Source organism: Pseudonocardia sp. CA-142604 (genome assembly GCF_050948475.1).
Lineage (GTDB): Bacteria > Actinomycetota > Actinomycetes > Mycobacteriales > Pseudonocardiaceae > Pseudonocardia > Pseudonocardia alaniniphila.
The window spans coordinates 7,457,410-7,475,056 of record NZ_CP192045.1; the positions used below are offsets into that span (position 1 = coordinate 7,457,410).

Here is a 17,647-nt window from a genome sequence, read left to right on the forward strand (position 1 = left end):
AATATCGGTCACTGCGGTTCTCCCCGGCTTGCCATCAGAGCATGCCGCGCCCTGCACGAGCACTGCGCGATGAGCCATTCCAGCGGACCGTCAGCGAGGATTCGGCGCCACAGCACGGCGAACAGCAGCGCCCCGATGAGCAGCACCGCGCATTGTTCGTCAGGGCTGATCCCGAGCACGCCGGTGCCGAGAATCAGGACGTGCGCACTGTAGAGCGTGAGCGCCATCGTCCCGGCATCCCTGAACGACCGTAGCGGGCGTTCCAGCAGCGGGGTGCGGACCAGAAGCAATGCGGCCATGACCACCACAACTGCGAAGCCGAGGCCGGTGATGCCGCGGACGGTCTCGACCCAGGCACGCGAACGAGATGCCTGCCCGGCGAGCCACCACATCATCCACGAGACGGCGATGGTCGCGGCTCCGCCGGCCAGCAACTTGCAGGTGAGCCGCACCGAAGAGAGGTCCATGCGCCCGATGGCCAGTCCCGCGCACGCATAGGCGAGATAGAGCAGCACCGGGTAGTACCCGGTCAGGAACAGGTTGCCGAGCAACCTGGACGGATCGGTGACCAGCATCGGGAAGCTGGGGCTCCCGTCGAGGCGGGCGTCGGTGTGACCCGAGGTCCAGGTCACGAAGATCGGTGCAACGAGCAGCACCCAGCCCGCAAAGGACGCAAGGAGCCATGGCGGCCGGCCGAGAAGAACCATGGTGAGCAGGCAGAGCACGCCGTAGTAGGAGAGGACGACGGGCACGTTGTGGGCGAAGCCGAGTGCGAAGCCGATCATCGCGATCAGCACGGCCTGCACGGCCAGGTCTGCGCGCACGGAAGCACAGTGCCGGCATTCGAGGAGCCGGCGTCCTCCGGTGGCGAGCGCGAGACTCGTGCCCGCGACCACGGCGAACGTCACCGCGAAGCAGTCGCCTGCACTCATCGGCCCCAGTGCCGACGAATCCGTGCCGGGGACGACATGGAACGCGTCTGCCGCCATCAGACCCAGCAGCGCGAGCGCTCTGGCCACTTCCAGACCTGCCGTACGCGGACCGTGCGCCGATGCGACACGCGCCGCCCCGGACGTGGGCTCAGGCACTGACCGCTCCCTCGGTCACCTGTCGAACAGGGCTGGTGACATGCCGGCCCTCCCGAACCTCGACAGCGGGATTGCCGCTCCAGCAGGCGCCCGAGGGGATCTCCTCTCCTTTCATGACATAGGAATGCGGCTCGACGCAGACGTCATCGCCGACGGTCACGCCGTAGTTGACCCACGCGCCGGGGCCGAGGGTGACGCGGGATCCGATGGTGATGTACTCGGATTTGAAGGCGCCATCCTCCTGGGAGTGGCCTTGGAGCCCGGTCAACTGGTTGGCCGTGCAGTCATCACCGATGGTCACGAGCGAGCGTTCCGTCATTTCGAGGCCGTCGTCGAACAAGCGCCGGCCGATGCGCACACCGAGCAGACGCCACAACACATTCTTGAGCGGGGTTCCGTTGAGCAGCACGTAGTAGTCCTGCCAATTGACCTTCCAGTACCGTTCGTGCCGCCAGAAGTACCGGTCGTAGATCGAGCAGTACTGCGGTCGCAGTTTTCGGAGTCGAGGAGTGACGAGGCGTTCGGTGACCGCCCATACGACGATCGTCCACAGCGGATAGAACAACCCGGACAACACAAGTGCCGCCAATGGGTTCCACTCCGCGTAGCCGTCCGAGACGGCCTCGGTGAACACCAGCATCGAGAGGAGGAAGAACCAGCGCAGCAGCAGGAAGAGCGCCATCGTGACGATGTTGTGCCTGTTCTTCGCACGGAGCCGTCGGCGCTGGACGCCCCGTCCCAGGCGCTTCGCCTTGTCCCGCTCGACGGTCCGCGGAATCGGGAAGGCCGGGGATCCCAGGAGCCCGGTCCCTTCCCGGACCGGACCGTCGACGGGAACCATGGCCTTCGACGCGAGCAGGCAGTCGTCGCCCACCCTGCTCTGAGTGGGGTAGTAGATGCTGTTCCCCAGAAAGCTGTGCGCCCCGATCCTCGCCCGGGAGAGCCGGAAGGACGTGTGGGAGAAATCGGCGTTGAGGATCGCCAGGCCGTCCGCCACCATCGTCCCACTCCCGATCGTGATCAGAAACGGGTTCTCGTGCTTGGTCTTCTGCCCGAAGTTGGATCCGGTCTGCGTCACGGTGGAGAGGTCGTACCCGACCAACCGCAGGTAATGGACGATGTAGGAGGTGTCGCCGAAAAGGTTTCCCATGAATCGGTTGTTGCTCAGGCGCGTGATAGCCCTGTGGATGTTGTAATGAAAGCCGTACAAGGGATACTCGGTGTCCGGCTCGATCATGCGGTTGAGCAGCCGAGGAATCGTGCCGGCAGCCGACAACCCGAGAACGAGAGCAGCCCCTACGGCCACCACGGAGATGAGAGACGCGTCGCGATAAAAGACCCAGGTGGTGAGCACCCCGGGCTCGGGGTCCAGGAGCCTGTCGAGTTGCGGGATCTTCTCGAACGCCAGAGCCAGGAGGCTGGACATCAGCGGCACGGAAATGACAAATATACCCACCAGTTGACCCGCTCCGAAAAAGATGGCCCTGCGCCTCGCGCCCGGGATGTGCCCGACCACCCGATAGTCGACGTCCGTGCGTTGCGCCGGACATCCGTGCCATGTCTCGCCGTCGGGGACGACCTGCCCCGTGTGGAGCGAGGAGACGTGTCCGAGCTGGGCGCCGTCGCCCATCGACGCCCCGATGTCGATCACCGCGGCCTCACCGACGAACGCGTGCTTCCCGAGATGAACCGGGCCCGTCTGGATCCGTCCGTCGTGCGCCCGGTAGCAGGCGATCAAGGCCTCGTTCCGGATCACCGTGTCGGCTCCGATCGTGAGTAGATCAGTACAGACGGGCAGAGTTCGGGCGAAGATCGCGACACCGGGGCCGATCCTGGCCCCCAGTGCCCGCAGGTAGATATTGATGATCGGCGATGTCGTGTTGGAGCGAGACCGACCACCGACCAGGAGCAGCAGCGGATTGGCCCGGACCAGGGTCTTGACGAACCAGAAACGAACATAGGCCAGGCTCCAGACCGGGAACTCCCGAGTCGTCCAGCGGCCGATCAACGCCCACTTCACCACGATGGGCAGGATGCACATCACAACAACGACGCTGTCGCCGAGCACAGATGCTCGAAGAAAGAGCGCGCCCAAGTCAGTGGCGGCCGAGATCCAGTTCCACCCCAGATACCCGACGGCCTCGGCCGAACTGATGTACGCAGCGATCATCGCGAACTGGGTCACGCCGCAGAGCACGTACTTCGTTGTGCCAGAACGCCGCCACCTCGGGGCTTCCGGCGCGAGCTGCTTCTGGAATTCCGGCGTTTCACGGAGCGCTGGCGACGTTCCCGAAATTGCTGCAGCCAGGCACCTGATCGTCGGATTCGCGTAGACATCCTTGATCGTCGCCGACGGGAGGTCCGGCCGTTTCCGGACTCGAGCACAAAAGCGGGCCATCACCATCGAGTCGGCGCCGAGCTCGTCGAAAAAGTGACTGTCGATCGTCGCTCGCTCAACACCGACGACGTCCACCAGGATTGCCAGAAGTGACATCTCCGGAGCAGTCGAGCTATCGCCGACGTTGACTGTCCCGGCAGGCAGCGGGCATGACACTTGATGGATTTCTCTTGCTGTTTTCGACATAGCTCCTCGAAAGGACGCAAGTACACTGGACATGATCCGACGGCTTTCCGGCCCGCTGCGCGACCGTCGCCATCCCACTGCTGCCCCACCGCTGGCAACCGAGGCCCGGCCGACCTTGTCCCGCGACGATCGGTGACAGCTCCGCCCGTGACGCCGACAAGGACAAGCGCGCCGATCACGATCGAAGATCCGACCGTCGTGGGCGGAAGTGAAAGTGCTGGGTGCCGGCGCGCGTGTCGCAGAAGAAACGCTGGATCACATCACGCTCAGTCGCCCGGCCGCACTGGTCGTCTACCTCGCACCGCAGCAGGCGCGGACGAACGCTCGCGCAGAATGCCGGCGCGGCTCCGCCTCAGCCGTGGGCGCTGTCGAAGTGCCGCCTTTCGGCCATCCTGCCCGGCCGCCGCGCCTTCGACCGGGCCGGCCCGGACATCTCGTCCACCAGCCGCCGCGAGACCGCCGACAACGGCTGCGGCTCACGGGCGGCAGCCACCAGGTCTCCGGGACGGTCGGTGCCGTCGGCTCGGCCGACCACAGTGGGTGCCGTCGTCATCGGTCGCTCCTGTTCTCCGGTTCGGCGGACGCGCTGCGGCGAGAGACAGCCCGACTCGCAGCGGTCGTAGCTCGAGGTTCTGGCATCGTGTTCACGACCGGCCGCCGGGCCGCGCACGGTCCGACGCTCCCCTGAGGTCCGGGGCGACCGTCAACGCGCTCGTTGATCGCCCTCGAAGCCGGTTCGCGGCTGCCTGACCCCCTCGTCGGCTGTGCAGACAGTCGACCAGCACAGGGCTTTCAGGTGTAGGGAGATTTCTCCGAGACACCATGCATTTCCTGTGGCTCTCTCACTGGAGCGGTCCAGGGCGGAGATGCTCACGTCGCCAGGCAGCCGGCGTCATTCCATATTGTCGCCGAAACGCCCGTTCGAACGTACTGAGATCGAGGAACCCGACGGCAACCGCGATTCTGGATATCGGGAGCCGAGCGCGCCTCGGGTCGGACAGCATCCCCCGTGCCGCGAGCAGTCGCTGTTCGCGAAGGTAGGCGCCAGGCGTGGTTCCGATCCGCTCGAACAAGGCGTACGCACGGCTCACCGACACATGGTGCCGCCGCGCCAACTCCTCGACGCGCAGGTGCGGGTCTGCCAGATGATCGCGAACATGGGCCTGCATCATGTCCAGCAACACCCCCGCGGAACCCTCCCCACCCGGCACGGAGGGTGCGACGTCCCGCATTGTCATAGCGAGCAGATCGATCGCGGCCCGCCCGGCGTCCAGCCGCTGCGACGCCGTGAGGTCGTCAGCAACCTCCCACAGCCGGCCGAGATAGCCGGACAGCAGGTGCATGCCTGGCAACTCCGGATCCACGCGGCGCGCACACGCTTCGGTGATCTCAGAGGCGCGAAGCGGGAGCATCTCGCGGAAGAAGAGCATGGACAGAACCTGGGTACGGCTGGGCGTGACCACCTCCCACGGGCTCCGCGTCTCACTCATCACTCCCGAAGAAGGTGCGAGCGAGGCGAGGCGGTCGTGCTGGTGAACATGCCCGTTGCCGCCCAGGTAGAGGCAGAAAAGGATCAGATGGTCCGTCGACGTCCTCGTAGTCATCCGATCGGTCCGGGCTGCGCGCATCGGCCCTCCCCAATGCGCCCTGGTGAGGGCGACGGTCTCACTCAGCTCCTGCAACGCCAGCCGACCACGAAAGTCGGGACCTGTTCGCGCGATTACCGGGAAAAGACACTCACGGACGGTTTGTTCGTACTCCTCGCTGGAGAACTCGTTGATTTTCACGGCCACCGAGGCTAGAGACGTCGAACCTGCGGTCTCTGTTTTTATGAGTACATGACCGGTCCGTTACCCGTCCGGACACTCGATCGCCATCTACGCCTTCCTCGCGGCGTGGACAGACCTCCTCAAGCGCTGACGTTCCCGACCGACCGCGACCTCTACACGCCGCGGCAGCCGGTGAATGCGCCCAGTACTTCACCGACTACAACTCGTGTTATTCCATTCCTCGATGGCAAAGCGGTGATCGATTCCGCGTTGCAGATGATGTCTTCCCCGCGCCGCACGGTTCACATATGAAGGAGGGAACCGTCTCGGATCGCCGCCTCGGAAGGGCCTCTGTGTGCACGCGGAGTAAGCACAAGACAACCGGAAATCCCACCCGTGCCCGTGCCACGGAGGAGGCGACAGCCGCGCGGCGGAGACGAGACGAATCTCCGGCGCAGACACTTTTCGCCCTCCAACGTGCCACCGGCAACGCGGTGGTCGTTCAGATGCTCCGCCGCTCAGGACACTCGTGGGCCCAGGAGCGGCACGAGCACGGCGCGGACCGCAGTGATCGGCCGACCGAACAACCCGGTACGCAGCCACTGCGCATGCTCACCGTGCAACGGTTCGTGACCGGCAAGCGGCCCGTTGTGGCGGGCGACGGCATCGACAGCACACATTTCGAGACGCAGTCGCCCGATGCCGTCCTGCGGGAGGGTAAATCGCCGAACGAATTGATCAACTACGAGATCGACCACATGGACGCCCGGACGCATGCGCCCGATGACGTCTCGCTCCAGATCTCCGACGACCACACGCTCGCCGTCCACGACACCGAACGTGAACCCAAGGAGTTCTATGCGTCCCCCAGGGTGCTCGCGGAGTCGATCAAGTCGCTGGAGCAGGTGAACAGCGACTACACCCTCGTGCCGCAGGGGGCTCGGATCAAGACCGAGCACGGGGAGCTGTCCAGGATCACGCCGACGGTCAGGAAGGAGGCGCAGGAGGCCAAGGCCTCGGGATTCGCCGACTTGATCAAGGCCCAGTGCATCGATGTGGCCAAAAGCGTGATCGGTAGTCACCGAATGGAAGTCGTGCTGGCGGACTCGAAGCCCGAGCCGTGGTCGGGGAACGTGGGTGACGATCTCGCCCCGCGTGTGACGGAAAGGGTCCGAGCCGGCGAGAGGCCCGGTTCGGCGGGCGCGGAGTCGGACCAGCCCGCCACCACAGTGCCGGAACAGTACGGAAGCGCGTTGCGGGAGCGTCCCGACGAAGCCGATGAGGCCGCGCGGGCGATGGGTATCAACAACCACGCACAGCCCGATGTGGGTGAGGCGTTCACCACCGTGTCGATCGGTCGCGACGCCCGGATCGACTATGCGACCGCCGAACCCGGCCGGACATCCACGGACCGGACAGCCGTGGACGTCTGGAACTACCACTTCGCCGGAGTCGTCGCCCGCAGCCTCGACGGTGCCGACCAGGTGACCCTCGAGAACTACACACGTGACCAGCAGGCCCAGAAGGCACTGCAGCAACTCGAGGGCAAACTGCTCACCGAGTACCGGGAGAAGACCAGGGGGTGGATCTTCAACCGCGAGGGCAAGACGCCGACAGGCGCGTTCGAGAGCCAACGAGTGGCGGAGATGATCAAGGAGCTCGGCGGCACCACATACGTGAAAGCCCAGGCCGAGTACGCCGCCCTGGGAACGGACAAGTTGGCGTGGCAGCGCAAGTGGTTCTTCCGGATGTACGGGTCAAAGGCCGGCCAGCGGTTCCACGAGCAGCAGTACAACAGCGGGCAGGGTGACTTCGTCAACCCGATGACTCTGCGCGTCAGGGCCGACCGTCAGACCCCCGGTTCATCCGGCTGAGCTCCTCCGCCCGAGCGGCCCCGCCACTGGCCGAGGCCGTGGGGCCTGTGGTCTGATCGCCACCCCCGACCGAGGACGACATCGGTCCGAATGCGTCGGGGACATGGTGGCCGGATCCGGGAAGCGGTTCCGACGTCTCTGGCAGACGGCGCCGCCTGAGCGCCGCCGAGAGGAGACGACCGTGAAGTACATGATCTTGCTCTACGGCAGCCAGCAGGACTACGACATGCTCGCGGGCAAGCCAACCGACAAGCCCGCCATGTCCGCCGAGCAGGTCTCGGCGATGCACGCGTACATGGAGTCCTTCCACCAGAAGCTGGCCGAGTCCGGCGAGCTCGTCGACGCCCAGGGCCTCACCGCTCCCGTGCACGCCCGGCGCGTCCAGCTGCAGCAGGGCGCTCCGGTGGTGACGGACGGGCCGTACCCCGAGACGCAGGAGGTGCTCGCCGGCTACACGGTCGTCGAGTGCGCGAGCTTCGACCGTGCCACCGAGATCGCAGCCGGCCTCGTCAACCCCGATGCGCCGGGCGAGTACGTCGACGTGCGCCCGATCGTCGGAAGCGTCGAGGAGCTCGAGGTCTGAGCATCCCGTGACCGGTGACGACGCCGAGGGCCTGCTGCGCCGGCTGGCGCCGCAGGTCCTCGGCGCGCTGGTGCGGCGGTACGGGCACTTCGACACCGCGGAGGACGCCACGCAGGAGGCGCTCCTCGCGGCGGCCGTGCAGTGGCCGGAAGAGGGCGTGCCGCAGAACCCGCGCGGGTGGCTGATCACGGTTGCCTCGCGCAGGCTGACCGACCTGCTGCGCAGCGAGCAGGCCCGCAGGCGCCGGGAGGACACGGTGGCGCGCTGGACGCTGCCCGAGGGATGGCTGACCCCCGCCACCGATCAGCCGGCGGCGGAGTTCGACGACACGCTCGTGCTGCTGTTCCTGTGCTGTCATCCCGCGCTGGCGCCGGCCTCGCAGATCGCGCTCACCCTGCGGGGCGTCGGTGGGCTGACGACGGCGGAGATCGCCCGCGCGTTCCTCGTGCCGGAGGCGACGATGGCCCGGCGCATCGGCCGGGCCAAGCAGCGCATCAGGGAGAGCGGCATCCCGTTCGGCATGCCGTCCGAGGCCGAGCGCGCCGACCGGCTCGAGGTCGTCCTGCACGTGCTCTACCTGATCTTCAACGAGGGGTACGCCAGCACGTCGGGGCCGAACCTGCAGCGCACCGAGCTGTCGGCCGAGGCGATCCGCCTGGCCCGCACGGTCCACGGCCTGCTGCCCGACGACGGCGAGGTGGCCGGGCTACTCGCGTTGATGCTGCTCACCGACGCACGCCGGCCCGCGCGAACCGCCGCGGACGGCGCGCTGGTGCCCATGGCGGAGCAGGACCGGCGTCTCTGGAACGCCGACCGGATCGCCGAGGGCGTGGATCTGCTCACCACGGCGCTCCCCAGGGGAGCAACCGGCCCCTACCAACTCCAGGCGGCGATCGCCGCCGTTCACGACGAGGCACCGAGCGCCGAGGCCACCGACTGGCCACAGATCACGGCGCTCTACGAGCTGTTGATGCAGATCTCCGACAACCCGGTGGTGCGACTGAACCACGCCGTGGCGGTGGCCATGGTGCACGGCCCGGCCGCGGGGATCGTCCTGCTCGACGAGCTCCGCGCCGACGAGCGCATCGCCGACGACCATCGCATCCACGCGGTGCGCGGGCACCTGCTGGAGAGGCTGGGCGATCACACAGCCGCACGCGACTCCTACCGCACCGCCGCCGGGCGGACCACCAGCGTGCCCCAGCAGCGCTATCTCCACGAGCGCGCCGATCGCCTCGCCACATGAGACGATCACACTCTCCGAGCCGCCCTCCCGGATCTCGCTCACTCAGCGGGTCGTGACCGGCGTCGCGACGGCGGCCACCTGCCCGAACGGGCCGCCTGACACTGCCCGATCGTCTCTTTCCCCTGCTCACCGCAACCCGTATACAGGACGGCGACGGACGATCTCCGGGGGTCTTCGTGCGCGCGCACCATCACGAGGAGAGATCCAGAACGGGGCCGCCCGATCCGGCCGCCCGCTGCGCCCCCACCTCGGCTGCGACAGGGCTACGGGCAATGCAGCGCATGGCAGGCAACGCCGCAGTGACCAGATGGCTCTGCGAGAGGAGAGCGACTGCGGCCCCTCCTCCTGCAGCCGTCCAGCGGGCACCGCTGGACTGGAAAGGCACCGCGACGAAGAAGGCGTTGGTGAAAGAGAAGGCGCTCGCGCCGAACGACCCGTTCGTCCACACGCTGCACCACATCGTCCCGAAATCGATGCTCGCCACCTTCGCCGGCCACCTCACTCCGGACCAGAGGACGCTCGTTGTACAGCTCGTGGGACCGCACGCCAACAAAGCCTTCACGACCACCAACGACAGCCTCGCTGCCGTCACCAAGGCCCTGCAGAACCTCCCGGCCAACTTCGTCCTCGGTCCCGACCCGGCCAACCGATCGGACGACCCGGGTGCACAACCGGACTACAACTACGCGGACGACGGGTCCATCACGCCGCGCTCGGAGCATCTCGAGAAGGCGTACGAGTTCCTGAACAGGAAGATCAACGGGAGCACGGCCGTCACGACCACCGACGCGGAGCTGACCGAGGAGTTCGTCCAGCCGCTGATCGACGCTTGCCAGGAACACGACAAGTTCGCCGCAGGCGGCGTCGGGCTCGATCCGAACCGCGCAGCCTGGTCCGGGGACCCGGCGCTAGGGGAAGCCCGCCGACCGGCCCCGCTCGAGCCCCTGCTCTGACCCGAGCGTTCAGCTTCTCAGCAGAGGCTCTTGGCCGACTCCCAGAGCAGGTCCAGTTCCGCCGGTTCGAGACTCGTCGGCTCGAGGATGAGGGTGACCTCGGGCGCGTCCACCGTCCGGAAACCGGCCAGCAGTTCGGTGCACTCGTCCGGGGTGCCGTGGATGACCGACCGGTCGACGTCGAACGTCGGCCCGTAGTAGCGCTGCCAGTGAGAGCGGGCGCGTTCCCTGGCCTGCTTACCGTCGCGGTGGACACTCACACCCTGCACCTTGGCGATGCCGAGCCGGTCCGGATCACGGCCGCTCTCCGCGGCCCGTTCGCGGACCATCGCGGTGCCTGCGACGAACTCCTCGATGGTCCAGTGACCGCTGGCGATCCAGCCGTCGGCCACGCGGGCGAGGCGGTGCAGCATCGGTGTACTCCGGCCGCCGAAGTACACCGGCAACGGATCCTGACGCGGCTTGGGCCGGACGCTCGCGGCGGTGAGGTGGTGGTAGCGCCCGACGTGGTCGACGCCGTCCTCGCGCCAGAGGCGGCGGGCGATGTCGACGTTCTCCATCAGCAGCCCCAACCGCTGCTGCATGGGCACACCCAGGCTCGTGAACTCCTCGGCGGTGCCGCCGAGAGACACGCCCAGCACCAGGCGCCCGTCCGAGAGGTGGTCGATGGTGGCGGCGCTCTTCGCCAGCAGCACCGGGTTGAGGTACGCGGCGAGCACGACCGCCGTGCCCAGCCGAACCCGGTGTGTCTGCCCGGCGACCCAGCTCAGCAGTTCCAGCGGGTGCAGGACGTCGGTGTGGTGGAAGACGTGGTCGCCGACCCAGATCGACTCGAAGCCGAGTTCCTCGGCGCGCTGCACGAACTGGCGGAGGTCGGCCGGGTCGGGCGCCTCTCCGGACGGGATCCGCACACCGACGTTCAGCGTCGGGCTCACGTGCCGGCCCCCGGTCGCCGACCCGACTGCGCTGCTCGACCCACACGCCCTCCTCGGCGATCCGATGCTCGATCAATCCTCGCGGACCGGACAGAAGTGTCGTCAACAGACCCTCCCATCGGGGCAATCGCGTCGACTGATCGGGCTCGGCCCAGGAGTGCCGCTGCACACCTCGACGGCGACCTCGCTCTAGGGGAGCTCGGACGCGAGGTCCTCCGCTGGGGTCTCCTCCACCTGACGGATGAGTCGTTTCAGCTGGGAGATCTCCTCGTACAGAGCCGTCTTGCCGGCCGCCGTCAGGTGGATCCACGTACGTCCGCGTTTGCCCTCGTAGCCCTTCTCGATCTCCACCAGCCCCGCCTTCTCCAATACGGTCAGGTGTTGGGAGAGGTTGCCGGTGGTCAGATCCAAGGTGGTCCGCAGAAAGCCGAACTCCACTCGCCGAGCTTCGTGGACGACGGCGAGGATGCCCAGCCGGACGCGCTGGTGAACGACGTCGTCGAGTCCGTTCGCCGGATGGGTCATACCCGGCGCCGCTCGGCCAGTGCGAAGCCCACGCCACCGAGGAGCAGCACACCGCCCGCGACGACCAGGCTCGGCAGGAAGCTCCACATCGGGCCGAGGTGCCAACCGGCGTTCAGACCCAGACTCCGCGTACCGATCCCACAGGCCAGGAGCGCGACCACCAGATAGCCGGCGGCGAACGCCAGTAGGGGCCAGTTGCGTTCCACCCGCGCCAGCACGAACAACGCCAGGCTGATGGAGATCAGCGGGACCAGGCCGGCAGCGACCGGACCGGCCGGGAAGTAGCCGATCAGGTTGAGTTGCTGGGCCCAGGCCGAGGCGACACCGAAAACCAGCCGGGCGGCGATTCCCGAGGCCACGTAGGGCAGGACGCGGGCGCCGACCCCACGTCGGCGGGCCCGGTACACAGAAAAGGCGGCGATCGCCACGTACGCCAGCACGAAGGCGACGATCCAGTAGACCCCGACGGGCCAGGCGACGACCTGGACGCAGGCACCCCCGCTGATGATCTCCACACCGCCGCGGGCGCCCACGGCCGGATCACATGTGACGACGTATCGCCCCAGGCGGTAGAAGGGCGCCGCAGCGACGACCACCAGGCCGAGCAGCACGAGCGGGAACCAGGTACTGCGCTGCGCGTGGCGTACACGTCGGGTGAGCTGCCGGGTGGTCGAGAGCATCTGTCGGGCGGCATCCACGGAGGCAGCCGATCGGTCTGTCATGGCAGCAGGTTTGCATCACAAGCAGATTTTTGCAACACGCCAGGATGAGCCGGGCCACGCACTGGAGCGAGCACGCGTCACAGCCCTCGCGGGCCCGCTGCGCCGCGACCGAACCTCGTCACAACGAGGAGCGCGGTGCCGCCGCGAGTGGAAAGGAGGGGAGCGGTCAGATCGGGACGGCCCTCGCCCACGGGGATGGCCGGAACTAACTTTGGGCCCGTGCGGATCCTCGAGTACTCCGGTGAGGAGTTGGAGCAGGTCGCCAAGGAGATCTGTCTACCGGTGATCGCCCGGACCGGACCTCACTTCCGGGCGCGGGCGGCGGTTCACGAACTAAGCGAATCCCTGACTCTTTTCTGGTCACATTTCCGAACGCCGGTGTCTTTGGTCCGGACCGGCCGGATGGCGGCGCGGCCGTCAACAGACAATGCGATGATCTTCTGCGTATACAGGGCCGGCCGGGGCCGCGTCCGCCAGCACGACCGCTGGGCCGAGTTGGCGGCCGGTACCGGTGTTCTGATCGAGCCGGGTAAGCCCCACCACCAGGTGTCGCAGACCGGGATCCGGTGCATGAACCTGCGGTTCTCCCGCGAGTTGCTCCCGCTCCACACCGCCGAGATCACCGAAGCCTGTGCACGCGGCATGGACCCGGCCGCTCCGGCCATGCAGATGCTGTCCAGCTACCTGGATCGTCTGTTCGAGGTCGCGGACGAGCTCACCGCGCCGCAGCGACTCGACGCCGGGCGGGCCGCGATCGAGTTGCTCGGGATGGCGCTGCGGGATGTCGCCCCCTCCGTGCCGGGCGGGGACGGCCCCGCCGCAGTGTTGCTCGACATGATGCGGATGCACGTCCGCGAGCACCTGGCCGATCCACACCTGCGGGTCGAGGAACTGGCGCGGCGCCACCATGTGTCGGTCGCGCACGTCTACACCCTGTTCGCACGGATCGGGACCACGCCTGGTGCGTACCTTCGCGAGGAGCGGCTGTTGGCTGCCCGGGCGATGTTGTCCGACCCGAGGTGCGCCCGGTTCAAGATATCCGACATTTCTGCTGCCGTCGGGATCCTCGACCTCAGTACGTTCGAACGGGCATTCCGACGGCAATACGGGACGACACCGGCCGGTTGGCGGCGTGCGCACCTCCACCGCGCCGGCCCGCTCCCGTGACCGTGCTGGAGGAATTGCGTTTCCGCTCAAGAGGAATCGCTGTACAGGTTGAGGACCCTCGTCTGGTCGAATGTTTACACAGCCAACAAGGGGTCAGGCGGGCGTGAATCGGGGATTCGCGGGCAGAGTACCGAGCACGCCGCCGCGTGATCCCAGGCCCGAGGGGGGTGGGGCCGGGCCGCGATCGCGGCTCGGCCCCGGCTCGCCGCCCTGGGCCGATGCCATCGGGTCCGCACCGTCGGGGAGATCCAGGGGACTCCGCACCCACGAGGTGCCCACACCGCTCGTTGCCGCAGGGACCGCGCCCTCACGAGTCGAACGGACACCACGGCTGGGTGAGGGGATCGCCCCGGCCCGCGCAGACGATGTTGTCCTGCGCAGTCGGACCGCCGCCCGTGAAGCGGATCACCGTGATCGGCTTGTCGATCGGCACCCGTCGTCCCACTGTGCCCCCGAAGTCGATCGGCCCGGTCACGCCCAGGTACCTGCGTTGGGCGCCCGCCGCGTCGGTCACCGACATCAGGGCCGACCACACCGTCCCGCCGTCGATGGCCACGCCGTCTCGCGCCAGATAGCTCACGGCGAGGATCGCCGTGTAGGCCGCGTCGTGATTGAGCGCAGCGTGCCCGTCGAGCGAGCGGCCGCGGTCGGACGTCTGTTCGTAGGGGAACATCGAGTTCAACCGGGCGTAGAAGTCGCTCGACTCCGACGGCGGCGTGCTGAGCAGCTCCGGAGCCGTCGCGAAGGACAGGTACTCGAACGGCACGGCGGTGTTCGTGCTGCTGATGTTGCGATCGGCCACGTAGCGGGTCACGTCGTCGTTCGCGAGGATGTACGGCGGCCGGTCACGGCACCGGTTGCTGACCCCGTTGACGAACGCCGGGTAGTCCGGAAGTCCCCGTGCCGCGTAGAGGACCACGCCGTCGAAGTCGCATGCGTCGCGGCCGGCGACCACCGCGTCGCTGACGTGGCGGTCGCCGGTCGCCGCGCCCTGGCTGGTACCACCGGGCGTGAAGGTCACCGTCTCGACGTCGAAGCCACGCGAGCCGAAGCTCGCCGCGAAGTCCGCTGCGAGGTTCTGGCTGTAGAGGTCCTCCGCGTCGTCGGACAGGTAGATGCGGGCCTGGCGCGTCAGCGGACGCTCGACCCGGCCGGCTGTGACCAGCTGGTCGGCGTAGGCGGCCGCCACCTCGGCCTCTCGCCGGTTCTGGGGAGCGATCTGGAAGTAGAGCTTGCTCTCCTCGACCAGGGAGTCGGCGCTGAGCGTTGCGGAGACGGTGGGAAGTCCCGCGGCGCCGAGCGCCGCGATCGTGTCGGCGGTGGTCTGCCTGCTCTCGCTGAGGCCGACCACGGCCACGATGCTCGGGTCCGTGCGCGCCATCGCGCCGAGCTGCTGCGCGACCTGTGTGCCGTGGCGCATTCCCGGACCGGCGTTGGCGATCAGTACACGAACGATCGGCTCGTACTGCTGCTGCGGCTTCGTCAGCTGCACGGCCTGCGCCACCGCCATGCCGGCCAGCTGCTCACGCTCGGCCGTCAGCACGTCATTGCCCGATGTGGACGGCGCGGTGAGAGAACCGAGGAACACCAGCGTGACGAACGGGCGCTCGGGCTGGTCGGCATGGAGCTGGAGAGCCGTGTTGTTCTGCTGCAGGATCGTGGTGCGGACCTCGTCGAAGACCTCTACGTCGGGCAGTACGTGCGGGTTGCTCCCGTCGGTGACGCCGATACAGACGTCGCCGTCCACCCGCCTGACGTCCGAGGCCGTCGACTCGACCCCCAGCCATGTGAACCCATCTCCGCAGGTACTCGCACTGTGGGCCGTCCCCGCTTGCCAGTAGCTGCCCGACGCGAGGATCAGGATCGTGGAGACGACCAGTACCGAGGCGCGCCTCGTGCGCAGCGCAGGCCGGGACGGACGTCTCAGGGTGATCCGCTGGGCCGGACTCCCCGGCTTCGCGGCGCGCTCGGGGATGTGGACGATGACGATCCACGCCCGGACGTCACGCTTGCGTCGGCGCTGGGGCATGCCCTGCCTCCAGACGGCCAGAGCCGTCGGGGCTGCGACCGCGGGGTGGCCCTGCGCGTCGGGCGCCGGCTGCGGGTTGTCCGCGAGGGGAGGCACGCGCGTGCTGGTGGTGACCAGCAGGAGCGGGTCGAACGACCCCGTCTCGTTGCGGACCGCGCTCACGGTGCGCAGGAGCGCGTAGCCGCCGTTCGTGCGGGTGATGCCGTCCAGGAGCACGACCGGGCACGTCGTGCGGTAGCGGCGCGTCCACCCGCCGCCGCGAAAGGACTCCCGCAGATCCTCGAGGAACGCGTTGACCATCAGCCGCAGTACCTGCTCGGGATTCTCCGTCTGCGACCACTCCCCCTCCGTCAGTCGCTCGGCCATCCCGACGAAGCTGCGGAACTGTCCGGGCGCCATGTTGGGCTGGCGCAGGAACCAGCGGTACCGCCTGCCGAATCCGGGTATTCGGCCGCTCTGACGGGCCCGGAAGTAGAACGGCGTGAGGAGCACTCCGAGCAGCCGCAGCCAGATCGGCAACGCCTCGGAGACGACCCCCTCGGGGACCGCGATCGACCACAGCGCCCGTTCGCGCAGTCTCACCCGCAGCTCGCGCAGCCGCTGCTCCGTCTCCGGATCTCCCTCGAAGGTCTGCGCCATCGACCAGGTGACGAGCCGGAAGCGCGGGAAGCGGTACGCGCCGCCCTGATCGCGCGCCAGCTGGTTGGCGGCGTCGACCAGAATGCCGCGCACAGCGACGACATCGGCCGGGGTGAGCGGCACGAGGTCCGGGTCGGCCGGATGCGTGGGTGTGGGGTCGGGTCCGCAGGAGACCAGGGCGTACGGGACGTGGCGTCGTCCGTCCCTGGACGTCAGCCGGTCCGCGATCGACCGCAGCAGGCCGGGATCCTCGTGGAGCCGCGGCTGTACGCACGCGATGATCGGCCGGGTGCGACTCCGCGATTCCGTGCGGCGAGGACGGCAGTAGATCTCGTCCAGCATCGTGATGAGCGCGTCGAATCCTTCGAACTCCTCGAATCGCGGAGACTCCTGCTGCTGGTCCATGTGGTCCTCTCGCAGATCGTTACCGTGCCGACTCGAGCTGCAGCGAGTCCGTCCTGTCGCGCCTCATGATCATCACCGCGCCCTCGGTCAAGATCGTCGAAGGAACCTACACAGTTACAGGCCTAATGGACGGTTGGGGCGCACTCGGACCATTCGGATCCCGTCCTGGCGCATCCTCGAAGCAGGGACTCATCCCGCAGTCCCCAGTTGCTGAGGAGTCCTATGAGCGTGCCTCTGCCGTCCACCTTCACCACCCGAACCGTCGACGCCGACGGCGTCGGCATACACACCACGGTCGCCGGCGACGGCCCGCCGGTCCTGCTCCTGCACGGCTACCCGCAGACCCACCTGATCTGGCACGAGGTGGCACCCGCCCTCGCGGAGACGCACACCGTCGTGCTCACGGACCTGCGGGGCTACGGCGACAGCGCCCACCCGGAACCCGTCACCGACGACGTCTACGCCAAACGGGCCATGGCCCGCGACCAACTGCTCGTCATGCAGGCGCTCGGGTTCGACCAATTCGCCGTCGTCGGGCACGACCGCGGCGCACGGGTCGGGCACCGGCTCGCGCTCGACGCGCCGGAAGCCGTGCGCGGGCTCGCCGTGCTCGACATCGTCCCGACCCGGTACTCGTTCGCCCACGCCGACGCGACCTTCGGCCTGGGCTACTACCACTGGTTCTTCCTCGCCACGGGCAACGGGATCCCGGAGCACCTGCTCGGCCAGGACCCCGAGTTCTGGATCCGCACCCGGATGACCGCGCGGCAGGCGAACGGACGGGGCTTCGACGAGAACGCCGTCCGTGAGTACGTGCGGTGCTTCTCCGATCCCGCCGTGATCGCGGCGACCTGCGCCGACTACCGCGCCGCCGCAGGCGTGGACCTGCTCCACGACGACGCCGACGCCGAGGCGGGGCGCCGCGTGAGTTGCCCGCTGCTGGCGCTCTGGGGCGAGCACAGCTTCGTCGGGCGCACCTACGACGTCGTGCAGATCTGGCGCGAGTACGCCGACGACGTGCGCGGCACCGCCGTCCCGTCGGACCACTACCTGCCCGAGGAGGCCCCCACCGAGGTCACGAACGCGCTGCGGGAGTTCCTCACGAAGCTCGGCTGAGCCGCAGCCCAC

14 protein-coding genes are annotated in these 17,647 nt (G+C 68.0%); 6 read left to right on the forward strand and 8 right to left on the reverse strand.

Translation table 11 applies throughout. From position 1 onward, the window contains the following. Positions 1–8: 8 nt before the first annotated feature. The 4 genes from ACQPZQ_RS33770 to ACQPZQ_RS33785 form a co-directional block, all read right to left on the reverse strand. A complete protein-coding gene (locus ACQPZQ_RS33770; protein ID WP_433287615.1) occupies positions 9–1,088 on the reverse strand; it encodes a DUF418 domain-containing protein in 1,080 nt (359 codons plus the stop codon). After that, the gene (locus ACQPZQ_RS33775) at positions 1,081–3,705 is read right to left on the reverse strand and encodes a Pls/PosA family non-ribosomal peptide synthetase (RefSeq protein ID WP_433287617.1); all 2,625 of its coding nucleotides are present in this window, start codon (positions 3,703–3,705) and stop codon (positions 1,081–1,083) included. Before ACQPZQ_RS33775 ends, ACQPZQ_RS33770 begins: the two co-directional genes overlap by 8 nt. Before the next feature lie 319 nt (positions 3,706–4,024). Continuing rightward, positions 4,025–4,225, reverse strand: a complete 201-nt coding sequence (locus ACQPZQ_RS33780; RefSeq protein ID WP_433287619.1) for a hypothetical protein — start codon at positions 4,223–4,225, stop codon at positions 4,025–4,027. A gap of 289 nt (positions 4,226–4,514) precedes the next feature. Continuing rightward, a complete protein-coding gene (locus ACQPZQ_RS33785) occupies positions 4,515–5,465 on the reverse strand; it encodes a helix-turn-helix domain-containing protein (protein WP_433287621.1) in 951 nt (316 codons plus the stop codon). A gap of 584 nt (positions 5,466–6,049) precedes the next feature. On the opposite strand from ACQPZQ_RS33785, the gene ACQPZQ_RS33790 reads away from it, so the two are divergent. The 4 genes from ACQPZQ_RS33790 (at position 6,050) to ACQPZQ_RS33805 (ending at position 10,097) form a co-directional block, all read left to right on the forward strand. Continuing rightward, entirely contained in the window at positions 6,050–7,315 is a 1,266-nt protein-coding gene (locus tag ACQPZQ_RS33790) for a hypothetical protein (protein WP_433287623.1), read from the forward strand. Between the two features lie 190 nt (positions 7,316–7,505). Next, positions 7,506–7,898 carry a YciI family protein gene (locus tag ACQPZQ_RS33795; protein WP_241036297.1) on the forward strand — a complete coding sequence of 131 codons (393 nt, stop codon included), beginning with the start codon at positions 7,506–7,508 and terminating at the stop codon, positions 7,896–7,898. Positions 7,899–7,905: 7 nt separating this feature from the next. Next, on the forward strand, positions 7,906–9,144 hold the full coding sequence (locus tag ACQPZQ_RS33800; RefSeq protein WP_433287625.1) for an RNA polymerase sigma factor: 1,239 nt from the start codon (positions 7,906–7,908) through the stop codon (positions 9,142–9,144). 404 nt (positions 9,145–9,548) lie between these two features. Continuing rightward, entirely contained in the window at positions 9,549–10,097 is a 549-nt protein-coding gene (locus ACQPZQ_RS33805) for a hypothetical protein (RefSeq protein WP_433287627.1), read from the forward strand. A gap of 17 nt (positions 10,098–10,114) precedes the next feature. Here the strand turns inward: ACQPZQ_RS33805 and ACQPZQ_RS33810 are convergent, their stop codons facing one another. The 3 genes from ACQPZQ_RS33810 to ACQPZQ_RS33820 all read right to left on the reverse strand — a co-directional run bounded on the left by ACQPZQ_RS33810 (position 10,115) and on the right by ACQPZQ_RS33820 (position 12,279). Then, positions 10,115–11,032 carry an LLM class flavin-dependent oxidoreductase gene (locus ACQPZQ_RS33810; protein ID WP_433287629.1) on the reverse strand — a complete coding sequence of 306 codons (918 nt, stop codon included), beginning with the start codon at positions 11,030–11,032 and terminating at the stop codon, positions 10,115–10,117. Between the two features lie 189 nt (positions 11,033–11,221). Beyond that, positions 11,222–11,557 carry a transcriptional regulator gene (locus tag ACQPZQ_RS33815; RefSeq protein ID WP_433287631.1) on the reverse strand — a complete coding sequence of 112 codons (336 nt, stop codon included), beginning with the start codon at positions 11,555–11,557 and terminating at the stop codon, positions 11,222–11,224. After that, positions 11,554–12,279, reverse strand: a complete 726-nt coding sequence (locus ACQPZQ_RS33820; protein WP_433287633.1) for a hypothetical protein — start codon at positions 12,277–12,279, stop codon at positions 11,554–11,556. The genes ACQPZQ_RS33815 and ACQPZQ_RS33820 overlap by 4 nt, the downstream gene beginning before the upstream one ends. A gap of 219 nt (positions 12,280–12,498) precedes the next feature. Between ACQPZQ_RS33820 and ACQPZQ_RS33825 the strand changes: the two genes are divergently transcribed. After that, positions 12,499–13,446 (forward strand): helix-turn-helix domain-containing protein, encoded by a 948-nt coding sequence (locus ACQPZQ_RS33825; protein WP_433287635.1) that lies wholly within the window; start codon positions 12,499–12,501, stop codon positions 13,444–13,446. A gap of 307 nt (positions 13,447–13,753) precedes the next feature. Here ACQPZQ_RS33825 and ACQPZQ_RS33830 read toward each other — a convergent pair whose 3' ends face one another. Beyond that, on the reverse strand, positions 13,754–16,519 hold the full coding sequence (locus tag ACQPZQ_RS33830; protein WP_433287637.1) for a hypothetical protein: 2,766 nt from the start codon (positions 16,517–16,519) through the stop codon (positions 13,754–13,756). A 222-nt stretch (positions 16,520–16,741) separates the two neighbouring features. On the opposite strand from ACQPZQ_RS33830, the gene ACQPZQ_RS33835 reads away from it, so the two are divergent. Further along, positions 16,742–17,635 carry an alpha/beta fold hydrolase gene (locus ACQPZQ_RS33835; protein ID WP_433287639.1) on the forward strand — a complete coding sequence of 298 codons (894 nt, stop codon included), beginning with the start codon at positions 16,742–16,744 and terminating at the stop codon, positions 17,633–17,635. Positions 17,636–17,647 lie beyond the last annotated feature (12 nt).